Raw genomic sequence first — 12,747 nt, forward strand, 5'->3', positions numbered from 1 at the left:
CGTCGTGGGCGACGGATATGTCGTGGGTCGGCTTGCGCCGGGGGTGAAGCGAAGTCGATCGGAGCGTCGTCAGGTGGTGGGCAGGTCGAGCTGGTACTCGTGCGTGCTGCGGTGGAAGCGGAAGCCCAGCCGGCGGTTCACGGCGAGCATGTGAGTGTTGTCCTGCGCGTTGTCGGTCTCGATCTCGACGATCCCGGGCCGCTCGGCGCGGAGCCTGCGCACCATCGCGGCCTTCACCCACAGCCCGAGCCCGTGGCCGCGGTGGGCGGGCACCACGACGGTGTCGTACTGGAGGGCCCGGCGGGTCTCCCCGGCCCGGACGACGATCTCCGTGTAGCCGGCGATCTCCCCCTTGCCGAGCGCGGCGGTCGTCAGCAGCAGGTCGCCGCGGTCGGCCAGCACTTCGGCCATGGCGCGGACCCGGTCCGCGGTCCAGGACTGGCTGCCGTAGTCCATGTCACCGGTGGGCATGTCGTTCATCGCGTTCTTGGCCGCGGCGAACGCCTCGGCCAGCTCGTCGGGAACCGTGCCGGTCCAGCCGGTCAGCTCGTAGCCGGGGTGCTCGGCGTCGGCCTCGGCGGCGTCGGCGTCCGCGACGTCGAGAAGCAGGTGGTCGAGAGCGAGTACGCGCCGGAAGCCGCGCGCGGCACAGAAGGCGCCGCTCGGTCCGTCACCGGGCGCGGCGGCCACCAGGCTGCGACGCTGTTCGTCCCGCGCCGCCTTCACCACGGTGGCCAGCAGGTGCGAGCCCACACCCGAGCGCCGCCGGTCCGGGGCGACATGCAGCTCCAGCTCCGCCAGGTGACTCTGACCGGCCGAGGTGAACAGCCGCAGCCCGGCCACACCGACGACCTCGCCGTCGGCCGCCTTGGCGAGCCACAGCAGGCGGCGGTTGTCCCGCCCGGCGACGGTGAGCTGGGCGTGGACCTGCTCGAACGTGGGCCGGGGCTCCGCGGGCAGATCGCTTCCGAGCGAGGCCGCGACGACCGCGTGCCAGGCGGCGGCGTCCTCGGTCGAGACCTGGGTGAGGGGGACGGTGCTGATCAAGGGGAACTCCTGGGTGGGGGTGGCGTGAATTCTCCGGGCGACGTGGGCCGGGGGAGCCGGTTCGTGGGAGCCGGCCCCGACCATGTCGTCGCGTCCGTTCGGATCGTCGCGGTCGTTCACGGCATCGCGGATGTTCACGGCATCGCGTCCTCTCCGTCGGTGTGGCGCACGAGCGGCCAGTCGACGTCGATGCGCGCCGCTGTGGCCAGGTAGTTGGTGAACACGCCGAGCGCCACCTGGGCGATGACCTCGACGACGTGCCCGTCGGAGAGGCCGGCGTGCCGGGCGGCGGTCAGCTGCGCATCGGATACGGCTCCGCGGTCCCGGACCACCGCGGCCGCCAGGTCCAGGACGGCGGCGGCCCAGGGGTCGTCGGCCTCGCCCCGCCTCGCCCGGGTGGCCTCGGCCGTGGTCAGCCCGGCCACTCTGGTCCCGCGGAAGGCGTGCACGGACAAGCAGTAGTCGGACCGGTTCTCCTGGGCCACCAGCAAGGCGATGCGCTCGCGCACACCCGCCGACAGGGTCCCCCGCGCGCTCAGGGCGGTGACGACGTCGACGTACCCCTTCAGGACGGTCGGGTTGTTGGCCATCACCCTTGCCAGATTGGGGACGACCCCCAGGGCCTGGTGCGTGGCGGTGAACAGCTTCGCGGTGTCGCCGGTCGCCTTCTCCGGGTCGACGGTGTGGAGTCGTTGCATGTCGAGAACCATGCCGGTGGATCTTGATACATTCCCGATGCTTGTTCGATGCACGCGCTGGAGACCCCGGAGTGACGGTATGCGGTTCACGATCCTCGGCCCGGTGGAGGCCCTGGCCGCCGGTCCGGAGACACCCGCGCTCGCCCCCCGTCACCGCGCGGTACTCGCCTACCTGTTGCTGCACGCCGGGGTCGCGATCAGTACGGACCGCCTGATCGACGCGATGTGGGGGCCGCTGCCCCCGGACTCCGCCCGCGCGCAGATCCAGACCACGATCGCCGCGATCCGCCGGATGCTGCGCGCTTCGGGCGCCGACGGGATGCTGGCGACGCGGTCGGCCGGGTACGTGATCGATCCCGAGCCGGGCCACCTGGACCTGCACGAGTTCACCGACCTGGTCGCCAAGGCGCCGGCCGACTCCGACGACCCGCGCGGCACAGCCGCCCGGATACGTACCGCGCTGGCGCTGTGGCGGGGAGAGCCGCTCGCCGACATCAGCGCCCACTACGTCGAGAGCGCCCGAGCCCGCCTGAACGGGCAGCGTCTCACCGCCGTCGAGCGCCTGGCCGACCTGGAACTGTCCCTGGGCCGTCACGACGACCTCATCGACGAACTGACCGGCCACGCGACGGCCAACCCCTTGCGCGAAAAGCTGTGTTGCCGGCTGATGCTCGCCCTGCACCGCGCCGGCCGCCAGCCCGACGCGCTCCAGGTGGCCAGGAACTTCCGGGCGACCCTGGCGGAGGGGCAGGGACTCGACCCGGGCCACGCGTTCAGCAGGCTCGAACAGGAGATCCTGCGAGACGAGCCCGCCCTGCAGCCACCGGCCGCCGAGCCGGCGAAGACACGGCGGGTCAACTTCCTGCCGTACGACGTCCCGGACTTCACCGGACGCGAGGACGAGCTCGACGGGCTGACCCGCCTGTGGACGAGCGACAACAGCGGGGGCGTCACGGTCGCGGCGATCGACGGGATGGCCGGGGTCGGCAAGACGACGCTCGCGGTCCACGCCGGGCACCGCCTCGCCGACCAATTCCCGGACGGGCAGCTGTTCGTCGACCTCCAGGCGCACACCGCCGGTCAGGAGCCGCTCGACGTCGCTGCCGCCCTCGAAATCCTCCTGGGCCAACTCGGCGTGCCCGCAGCCCAGATACCGGCATCGGCCGCCGACCGCGCCGCGCTGTGGCGCTCCGAACTCTCCGGCCGTCGCGTGGTGACCGTCCTCGACAACGCCCTCGGCGCCGACCAGGTACGCCAGTTGCTCCCCGGCTCCTCCCACACCCTCGTCCTCGTCACCAGCCGCCGACGCCTGACCGATCTGGACGGGGCACACGCCCTGTCGGTGGAAGTGCTGCCCGCGGCGGACTCCGTCGACCTGTTCGCGGCGATCGTGGGCGAGCGGGCGGCCGCCGAACCCCTGGCCGTCCTCGACGTGCTCCAGTTGTGCGGCTTCCTGCCGCTGGCCGTCCGCATCGCCGCCGCCCGGCTGCACCACCGCCCCCGCTGGACCGTCGAGTACCTGGCCGCCCGACTCCGCGACCAGCGCCGCAGACTGTCCGAGCTCGCCACGTCGGAGCGGGGCGTGGCCGCGGCGTTCACGCTGTCCTACCAGCAGCTGACCGACGAGCAGCAGCGCATGTTCCGGCTCATGGGGCTGCAGCCGGGCCGTGACATCGGACCCGAGGCGGCCGCCGCACTCTCCGGCCTCCCCGTCGACGACGCCGAGATGCTCCTGGAAGACCTCCTGGACGCCCACGTCCTGGCCCAGCACCAGCCCGGCCGCTACACCTTCCACGACCTGCTGCGCGAACACGCCCTGGCCACCGCGGCCGCCGAGGAACCCTCCGACGCCCGGCGCGAGGCCCTCGGCCGGCTCCTCCGGCACTACCTCCACACCGCGAGCACGGCCATGGACCACCTCTATCCCGAGGGCAAGGTCCGCAGGCCGCACATCCCCGCGCCGGACACGGAACCCATGTTCCTGGGGGACGAGGCCGAGGCCATCGGGTGGCTGGACGGCGAGCGCGCGAACCTCATGGCGGCCGGCCGCCACGCCGCCGACCACGACCGCGGCCCCTACCCCAGCGAACTGGCCGCGACCCTGCACCGCTACCTGCTCGGCCACGCCCACCAGGCCGACGCCCTGGACCTCCACGACCTCGCGCTCCGGACGAGCCGGCGAAGCGGCGACACGGCCGCCGAGGCGCGCACGCTCCTCGACCTCGGCGAGGTGCACTACTGGTGGCACGGCGCCTACGAGCGGGCCGCCGAGCACTACCGGCACGCGCTCGACCTCTCGCGCGATGTCGGCGACCAGGGCGCGGCGGCCCGGGCCCTGCAGAACCTCGGCACTCTGCACCGGCGGCGACGGGAGTACGACCAGGCCCTCGACCACTTCGGGCAGGCCCTCGTACTCTTCCGTGAGCTCGGCGACGGGGCCGGCGAAGCCCGATCACTGAGCGAACTCGGCATCCTCCACGGGCGCGGAGGGCGATTCGAGGAGGCCCACGACCACCACCGCCAGGCGCTCCGGCTGCACCGCGCGACCGGATCGCGCATCGGCGAGGTCGTCGTCCTGAACAACATCGGGCTGCTGTGCCAACGGCAGGGCCGTGACGAGGAGGCCCGGCGCCGGCATCAGGAGGCCGTGGAGCTGAGCCGCCGCTTCGACTTCCCCGGCGACGAGGCCGAGTCCCTCAACGCCCTTGCGGAAGCGGCCCGTTCCCTGGGAGACCTCGCCCGCGCCGCGGCCGAACACGACGGCGCGCTGACCCGCGCCCGGGAGTTCAACTATCGCCCCGAACAGGCCCGCGCCCACAGCGGACTCGCACGCGTCCACCGCGACCTCGGCCGCATCGACCTCGCCCTCGACCATGCCCGGCAGGCCCTCGACCTGTACGCGGCCCTCGAAGTCCCCGAGGCCGAGGAGGTCCGCAGCTTCCTCGCCGAACTGGCGCCGACCACGGACGTTCCGACGACGGATGTTCCGATCACGGACGTTCCGACGACGGTTGTTCCGATCACGGACGTTCCGACGACGGTTGTTCCGATCACGGACGTTCCGACGACGGACGTTCCGATCACGGACGTTCCGACGACGGTTGTTCCGACGACGGATGCTGCGCGCGGGGACGTTCCGGCCGGTTCGTGACCGGCGTGGGGCCCTTCAGCCCGTGGTGACCGACCGGTCGACCGCCTGTGGACTGAGCGCGTCCTCGATCACCATGACCGCGGCGCCGACGACGCCCGCGCGGTCGCCGAGGAGGCGGCCGCGCATGGTCAGGTGCTGCGTGGCCAGGGGCAGGGAGCGGCTGTAGACGACCTCGCGGATCCCCGCGAGGAGGTGTTCGCCGGCGTCCGCGAGGTCGCCGCCGACGACGATCACGCCCGGGTTGAAGAAGTTCACCAGGGAGGCCAGGACCTCCCCGATGTCCCGGCCGGTCTGGCGGACGAGCTGGACCGCCAACGGGCTTCCGGAACGGACCAGTTGGACCACGCCCCGGGCGTCGGCCGCGTCCTCGCCCAGGGCGCGCAGGCGTGCGGCGAGGGCGGCGCCGCCGGCGACGGCCTCCAGACAGCCGGTGTTGCCGCAGCGGCACAGCTGGTCCCCGGCGGACAGGACCCTGATGTGCCCGATGTCGCCGGCGGCACCCTGGGCGCCGCGGTGGAGTCGGTGCTCCGTGATGATGCCGCTGCCGATGCCGGTCCCGACCTTCACGAAGAGCAGGTGCTCGCACTCGTCGCCGGCGGCCCAGTGCTCGCCGAGCGCCATGATGTTGACGTCGTTGTCGACGAGGACGGGCGCGCCGAGCCGTTCGCGGAGCCACTGGGACACGTCGAAGCCGTCCCAGCCGGGCATGATCGGCGGATTGACGGGGCGTCCGGTGCCGTGCTCGACGGGTCCGGGGAGACCGATCCCGGCACCGCACACATCGGCGAGGGTGCGGCCGCAGTCGTCGAGGAGGGCGCCGAAGGCGTCGACCAGCCAGCCCAGGACGTGCTCGGGACCCTGGGAGATCGGCATGTCCTGGGTGTGCTCGGCCAGCACCCGGGTCTTGAGGTCGGTCACGGCGATCCGCGCGTGGGTGGCGCCGAGGTCGGCCGAAAGCACCAGTCTGGCCTCGCCGTTGAAGGCGAACGCCACGGCGGGCCGGCCGCCCGAGGAGATGGCGTCCCCGGCCGGGGTGATCCATTCCCGGTCGAGCAGGGCGTCGAGGCGCTGCGACACGGTGGATCTGGCGAGTCCGGTGAGCTGCATCAGTTCGGTACGCGTGCGGGCGCGTCCGTCCCGAAGGATCGCCAGTAGTGCACCCGCTCCAGCCGCCTCTGTGGTCAATGCCCCGTCTCCTCGCCGTCTCGGTGTCGTCGCGCCCCATTAATAGTATCGAACTTCGTCCTTTTGCTTGACCGCCGTCATAAGTCGTTCCTACGATCCGCAACATGCTTGAAATAAGACGAGAGTTGGCGGAACTCAGGGTGGGGATCGTCGGAACTGGCTTTATGGGACGGGTACATGCCCGCGCCGTGGCCAAGGCCGGCGCCCGGCTCGTCGGCGTCGCGGCGACGAGCACCGAGGCCGCGCTCGAGGGCGGCCGGCTCCTCGGGGCGGAGCTCGCCTTCGAGTCGGCCGAGGAGCTCATCGCCTCCGGCCGCATCGACGTCGTCCACATCTGTACCCCCAACCACCTCCACGCCCCCCTGGCCCTGAAGGCGCTCGACGCCGGGCTCGCCGTCGTCTGCGAGAAGCCGCTCGCGACCGACGCGCCGACGGCCGCGCTCATGGCCGAACGCGCCGCCCAGACCGGCCTCGTCGCCACCGTCCCCTTCGCCTACCGCTTCCACGCGATGGTCCGGGAGGCCCGCGCCAGGCTCGCCGAGATCGGCAAGGTCAGCCTCGTACAGGGCAGTTACCTCCAGGACTGGCTCCTGGAGCCCACCGACGACAACTGGCGCGTCGACCCCGCACTCGGAGGTCCCGGCCGGGCGGTCGGCGACATCGGCTCGCACTGGTGCGACCTGGCCGAGTTCGTCACCGGCGACCGGATCACCAAGGTCAGCGCCCAGACCGCCGTGGTCGTCCCGGAGCGGACCGGACGGGGGACCGTCAGCACGGAGGACATCGCCACCGTCCAGTTCACCACCGCGTCCGGAGCCCTCGGCGCGATGACGATCAGCCAGGTCGCCCCCGGACGCAAGAACCGCCTGTTCCTGGAGATCTCCGGAACCACCGGCAGCCTCGCCTTCGACCAGGAGCACCCCGAACAGCTGTGGCTCGGCGGCCGCACGGACTCCCGGGCCCTCGTCCGGGACCCGCTGACCCTCTCCGAGGCCGCCCGGCCCTACTCGCCGCTCCCGGCGGGGCACCCGCAGGGCTTCCACGACTGCTTCGACGCCTTCGTCGCCGACACCTACGCCGCGGTGCGGGGGGAGCACCGCGACGGACTGCCCACCTTCGCGCACGGCGCCCGCGCCGCCGTCGTCACCGACGCGATCCTCGAATCCGCACGGACCGGCGGGTGGGTCTCGTGCTGAGGATGACCGGCATCGGCAAGAGCTTCCCCGGCGCCCGGGTGCTCTCCGGGGTCGACCTGGAGGTGGCCGCCGGCGAGGTGCACGCCCTCATCGGGGAGAACGGCGCCGGCAAGTCCACCCTCATGAAGATCCTCGCCGGGGTGCACACCCCCGACGAGGGCACGATCGAGATCGACGGCCGCGCCCTGGCCTTCGGCCACCCGTTGGACGCCCAGCGGGCCGGAGTCTCGATCATCTACCAGGAACTGACGCTGCTGCCCGAGCGGACCGTCGCCGAGAACGTCTTTCTCGGCCGCGAACCCGTCCGCCGCGGCCTCGTCGACCGGGAGACGATGGAGCGCACCACCGCCGAACTCCTCGCCTCGCTCGGCGAGGACTCCTTCGGCCCCCGCGACCTCGTCCGCCGGCTCTCCGTCGCCCAGCAGCAGGTCGTGGAGATCGTCAAGGCGCTCTCGGTCGACGCCCGGATCGTCGTCATGGACGAGCCCACCGCCGCCCTCGCCGAGCACGAGGTCGAACTGCTCTACCGCCTGGTCCGCCGACTGCGCGAGCGCGGCATCGCCGTCCTCTACATCTCCCACCGCCTCCGCGAGATCTTCGACCTCGCCGACCGGGTCACCGTCCTCAAGGACGGCGTCAAGGTCGCCACCGAACCCATCGACCGGATCACCACCGCCGATCTGGTCCGGCTGATGGTCGGCCGCGAGCTCACCGACTACTACCCGCCCCGCGCCCAGCGGCCGCCGGGAGACGTCCTGCTCTCGGTCCGCGGCGGCGGCAACGACCGGCTCGACGGAATCGACCTGGAGCTGCGCGCCGGGGAGATCGTCGGCCTGGCCGGACTCCAGGGCGCGGGCCGCACCGAACTGGTCAAGGCGCTCTTCGGTGCCGAGCCCTTCACCCGGGGCGAGATGACCCCGCGCAGACCCCGCTCCGTACGGGACGGGATCGCCGCAGGCATCGGCCTGGTCACCGAGGACCGCAAGTCCGAAGGGCTCGCCCTGCACCAGTCGGTCCGCGACAACGCACTGCTCGTGGCGAGGGCCGGGAAGGGCCGCGCCGGCGGCGCCGTACTCGACCTGCTCCAACGGGTACGGCTCGCGCCGCCCCGCCCGGAGCAGGAGGTCCGCCACCTCTCCGGCGGCAACCAGCAGAAGGTCGTCCTCGCCAAGTGGCTGACCGTCGCCCCGCGCGTCCTGCTCTTCGACGAGCCGACCCGAGGCGTCGACGTCGGAGCCAAGGCGGTCATCCACGAGCTCGTACGAGAACTCGCCGACGGCGGCATGGCCGTCCTGATGGTCTCCTCCGAGCTCCCCGAACTCATCGGCATGAGCGACCGGATCCTCGTCCTGCGGGACGGCCGGATCGCCGGTCACCTGCCCGCAGGCGCAACGGAGGAAGCCGTGATGGAACTGGCGGCCGGATCATGACCCAGGAACTGCGCACCCCCGTGCCCAAGACCCCCACATGGCGTGGACTGCGCGACGTCGGCGCCGACAGCCCGGCCCGCCCCGTCTACCTGTCGCTCCTCGCCCTGACCGTCTTCGCCTGGATCCTCTTCCTCACCGACGGAGGCCAGTTCTTCAGCCAGGTGAACACCGTCGGCATCCTCCAGCGCTCGGCCGCGCTCGGCATCGTCGCCGTCGGCCAGACCCTCGTCATCCTCGCCGGCTCCCTGGACCTCTCGGTCGCCTTCCTCATCAGCCTGGTGTCGCTGGTCGCCGCAGAGACCATGGCCGACTACGGGGTGCTCCCCGCGATCGGTGCGGTCCTGGCCGTCAGCGCCCTGGTCGGCCTGGTGAACGGCCTGGTGATCACCCGCCTCAAGGTGCACGCGTTCATCGCGACCCTGGGCATCTCCCTGATCATCAAGGGAGTGCTCGACCACCGGTACGACGGCCCCGCCGGCAGCGTGCCCGAGTCCTTCCAGCGCCTCGGATACGACCGCATCGGCCCCGTCCCCGTATCGGCCCTGCTCTGGGCGGCCATCGCGTTCGCCGCCTGGTTCCTCCTCCGCCGCACCCCCCTCGGCTACCGGATCTACGCCGTCGGCGGCGACCCCGAAGTCGCCCGCCTCTCCGGCGTACGGACCGACCGGGTCGTCGTCGCCGCCCATGTGCTCTGCGCGCTGTGCGCCGGCATGGCCGGGCTGCTGCTCGCCGCACGGCTCGGCGCGGGCGCGCCGACGGTCGGCAGCGACGGCGGCTACGACCTGGAGTCCATCGCCGCGGTCGTCCTCGGCGGCACCGCCCTCGCGGGCGGCAGGGGAGGCGTGGCCGGCACCGTCGGGGGAGTGCTCCTCCTGGCCGTCCTCGACAGCGTCTTCAACCAGCTGGAGATCAACTCCTTCGCCAAGGACGTGGTGCGCGGCCTCGTCCTCGTCGCCGCCCTGGCGATCTACGCCCGCCGGAGGCTCGCCCGATGAGACGCACCCTGCCCATCTTCGGAGTCCTCGCCGTCCTGCTCGTCGCGATCGCCGTCGCCAACCCGTACTTCCTCGAACTCCCCGGCTTCCTCGCCTTCGTCAAGCGGGCCGCGCCGCTGGCGATCCTCGCCGCCGGCCAGTACTTCGTCATCGTCTCCGGCGAGTTCGACCTGTCGGTCGGCTCGCTCGTCACCGCCGAGGTCGTGATCGCCGCGCGGCTCATCGACGGCGACCCCGGGGCGACCTGGCCCGTCATCGCCCTGCTGCTCGTCCTCGGCGCACTGATCGGACTGGTCAACGGGGCGGTGACCACGCTCCTTCGGGTCCCCTCCTTCATCACCACCCTCGGCATGATGCTGATCCTGGCCGGCGCCGTGTTCCTGTGGACGGGCGGCGCCCCGCGCGGCGCGCTCACCGAGGAGTTCCGCACCTTCGGGCGCGGCGGCCTCGGCCCCGTACCGTGGTCGGTGCTGATCCTCCTGGCCGTCGTGACCGCCGTCGTGCTCCTGATGCGCGCCGACTTCGGACGCACCCTCGTCGCCACCGGCGACAACCCGGGCGCCGCCGCGCTCTCCGGCGTACGGGTGCCCCGCGCGAAGACCATCGCCTTCGTGCTCTCCGGCCTCTCCGCCGCGGTCTGCGCGATCCTCCTCGGCGGGTTCGCCGGAGTCTCCGCCCAGGTCGGCCAGGGCCTGGAGTTCCAGGCGATCACCGCGGTCGTCCTCGGCGGCGTCGTCCTCGGCGGCGGCCGCGGTTCGGTGGTGGCCGCCATCGCCGGAGCCTTCACCCTCGAAGCCCTGTTCACCCTGCTCAACCTGTACGGCATCTCGGGCGCGCTCGAGTCCGCCGTCCAAGGCGTCATCCTCATCGCCGCCATCGCCCTGGGCTCGCTCACCCTCCCCGCCTGGGCGGCCCGCGCCCGCACCACGAACGCCACCACCCACACCACCCCCGACCCCACCCACGCGAAGGGCTGATCTCCATGTCACTCACCCCCAGACGCGCGCTCGCCGGTGCCGTGCTCGCCACCCTGCTCCCGCTGTCGGCCTGCTCCAGCGACCTGCCCGAGGGGCCCGCGGCCTCCGGCGGGGCCGCCTCCCAGGGCCCGGGGGACGGCAAGAAGAAGACCGGCGACCAGTCGAAGTTCTTCGTCCAGGCGGACTACGAAGCCCAGCTCGCGATGCGCACCAAGCAGGCGACCGGACCGGCCGACAAGCCGTGGGAGCAGGCCATCGACCCGCAGCCGGTCGACACCACGGCGTACAAGAAGACCGGGAAGTACCACCTGTGCTTCTCCAACGCGGCCACCAACAACCCCTGGCGACAGGTCGGTTGGAAGACCATGCAGTCCGAGGTCGCCCTGCACAAGGAGATCGCCGAGTTCACCGTCCTGGACGCCGAGGGCAAGGACGACAAGCAGATCTCCGACATCGCCGAACTCTCCGCCAAGGGCTGCGACGCGCTGATCGTCTCGCCCAACACCACCGCCACGCTCACCCCCGCCGTCAAGGGCGCCTGCCCGAAGGTGCCGGTCATCGTCTTCGACCGCGGAGTGCAGACGGACTGCCCGGTCACCTTCATCAAGCCGATCGGCGGGTACGCGTTCGGCGCCGACGCCGCCGAGTTCCTCATCGACGAGGTGAAGCCCGGCGGCAAGATCCTCGCCCTGCGCATCCTGCCCGGCGTCGACGTCCTGGAGACCCGCTGGTCTGCCGCGAAGGTCGCCTTCGACAAGAGCCGACTCGACGTCGTCGGCGTCGAGTTCACCGACGGCGACGCCGCCAAGACCAAGGCCGTCGTCAGCGACTACATCCAGCGCTTCGGAAAGATCGACGGCGTCTGGATGGACGCCGGCGCCACCTCCGTCGCCGCCGTCGAGGCCTTCGAGGACGCGGGCGTGGCCGTCCCGCCGATCAACGGCGAGGACCAGCAGGACTTCCTCCAGAAGTGGAAGGACGCCGATCTGACCGCCGTCGCCCCCACCTACCCCACGTACCAGTGGCGCACCCCGGTCATCGCCGCCCTCAAGATCCTCAAGGGCGAGAGCGTGCCGAAGGTCTGGAACCTGCCGCAGCCCAAGGTCACCCGGGACAGCCTCGGCGACTACCTCAAGCCCGGCATGCCGCCCCTGCACTACGCGCTCTGCGGCTGCGAGGCCATGCCGGGATACCCGCAGAAGTGGGGCGGCAAGTAGATGCGGTCCCTCGGCGTCAACACCTGGGTCTGGGCCTCGCCGCTCACCGACACCGTCCTGGAGAAGCTCGCCCCCCGCGTCGCCGACTGGGGATTCGACGTCATCGAACTCCCCGTCGAGCGGCCGGGGGACTGGGACCCCGACCGCGCCGCCGAACTCCTCGGCGGCCTCGGACTCGCCGCCTCGATCGTCCTCGTCATGCCGCCCGGCCGCGAACTGGTCGCCGCCTCCGCCGGGACGATCCGCGACACCCAGGACTACCTGCGGCACTGCGTGGACGTCGCCGTCACCCTGGGCGCCCCCGCCGTCAGCGGACCGGCGTACGCCTCGGTCGGCCGCACCTGGAAACTCGACGCCGGTGAACGCACCGCCGTCTACGCGGAGTTGCGCGAGAACCTCACACCCGTCGTGGACCACGCCGCCGAACGGGGCGTGCGGATCGGCGTCGAACCCCTCAACCGCTACGAGACCAGCCTGATCAACACCGTCGACCAGGCCCTGGAGGCGCTGCCCGAACACTGCGGGCTGGCCCTCGACACCTACCACCTCAACATCGAGGAAAGGAGCCCGGTCCGGGCGATCCGCGACGCCGGCTCCAGGATCGCCCACCTCCAGGTTTGCGGGACCGACCGCGGCGCCCCCGGCGGCGACCACTTCGACTGGCCCGGCTTCGCCGCCGCCGTCGACGAGGCCGGCTACGAAGGCCCGCTCGTCATCGAGTCCTTCACCCCGGACAACGCGGCCATCGCCACGGCCGCCTCCATGTGGCGGCCCCTGGCCGCCTCCCAGGACGCCATCGCGACCGACGGGCTGGCGTTCCTGCGGACCCTCTGAGCACTGACCCAGCCGAC

Annotated in this window: 10 protein-coding genes; 7 read left to right on the forward strand and 3 right to left on the reverse strand. The window is 72.1% G+C overall.

The window, feature by feature from the left end; genetic code table 11:
• Positions 1-69: 69 nt before the first annotated feature.
• Entirely contained in the window at positions 70-1,185 is a 1,116-nt protein-coding gene (locus tag ASC82_RS07060) for a GNAT family N-acetyltransferase (RefSeq protein WP_242427589.1), read from the reverse strand.
• Positions 1,182-1,745, reverse strand: a complete 564-nt coding sequence (locus tag ASC82_RS07065) for a carboxymuconolactone decarboxylase family protein (RefSeq protein WP_157863448.1) — start codon at positions 1,743-1,745, stop codon at positions 1,182-1,184. Before ASC82_RS07065 ends, ASC82_RS07060 begins: the two co-directional genes overlap by 4 nt.
• 79 nt (positions 1,746-1,824) lie before the next feature.
• Between ASC82_RS07065 and ASC82_RS07070 the strand changes: the two genes are divergently transcribed.
• Positions 1,825-4,896: a BTAD domain-containing putative transcriptional regulator gene (locus ASC82_RS07070; protein ID WP_107105839.1), complete on the forward strand. Its 3,072-nt coding sequence runs from the start codon at positions 1,825-1,827 to the stop codon at positions 4,894-4,896.
• Positions 4,897-4,911: 15 nt separating this feature from the next.
• Here ASC82_RS07070 and ASC82_RS07075 read toward each other — a convergent pair whose 3' ends face one another.
• Entirely contained in the window at positions 4,912-6,081 is a 1,170-nt protein-coding gene (locus ASC82_RS07075; RefSeq protein ID WP_056643086.1) for an ROK family protein, read from the reverse strand.
• A 104-nt stretch (positions 6,082-6,185) separates the two neighbouring features.
• Here ASC82_RS07075 and ASC82_RS07080 point away from each other — a divergent pair, with 104 nt between their 5' ends.
• From ASC82_RS07080 to ASC82_RS07105, 6 genes are read left to right on the forward strand one after another with little or no spacing between them, the layout of a single operon-like run.
• Complete coding sequence (locus ASC82_RS07080; RefSeq protein WP_079039107.1) at positions 6,186-7,277, forward strand: Gfo/Idh/MocA family oxidoreductase; 1,092 nt, start codon at positions 6,186-6,188, stop codon at positions 7,275-7,277.
• Positions 7,271-8,707, forward strand: a complete 1,437-nt coding sequence (locus tag ASC82_RS07085; RefSeq protein ID WP_056643443.1) for a sugar ABC transporter ATP-binding protein — start codon at positions 7,271-7,273, stop codon at positions 8,705-8,707. The genes ASC82_RS07080 and ASC82_RS07085 overlap by 7 nt, the downstream gene beginning before the upstream one ends.
• Positions 8,704-9,702, forward strand: a complete 999-nt coding sequence (locus tag ASC82_RS07090; RefSeq protein ID WP_056643092.1) for an ABC transporter permease — start codon at positions 8,704-8,706, stop codon at positions 9,700-9,702. The genes ASC82_RS07085 and ASC82_RS07090 overlap by 4 nt, the downstream gene beginning before the upstream one ends.
• Positions 9,699-10,679: an ABC transporter permease gene (locus ASC82_RS07095; RefSeq protein ID WP_056643095.1), complete on the forward strand. Its 981-nt coding sequence runs from the start codon at positions 9,699-9,701 to the stop codon at positions 10,677-10,679. The genes ASC82_RS07090 and ASC82_RS07095 overlap by 4 nt, the downstream gene beginning before the upstream one ends.
• 5 nt (positions 10,680-10,684) lie before the next feature.
• Complete coding sequence (locus ASC82_RS07100; protein WP_056643098.1) at positions 10,685-11,896, forward strand: substrate-binding domain-containing protein; 1,212 nt, start codon at positions 10,685-10,687, stop codon at positions 11,894-11,896.
• Positions 11,897-12,730: a sugar phosphate isomerase/epimerase family protein gene (locus ASC82_RS07105; RefSeq protein ID WP_056643099.1), complete on the forward strand. Its 834-nt coding sequence runs from the start codon at positions 11,897-11,899 to the stop codon at positions 12,728-12,730.
• Positions 12,731-12,747 lie beyond the last annotated feature (17 nt).

The organism is Streptomyces sp. Root431 (genome assembly GCF_001426585.1).
Classification (GTDB): Bacteria; Actinomycetota; Actinomycetes; order Streptomycetales; family Streptomycetaceae; genus Streptomyces; species Streptomyces stackebrandtii.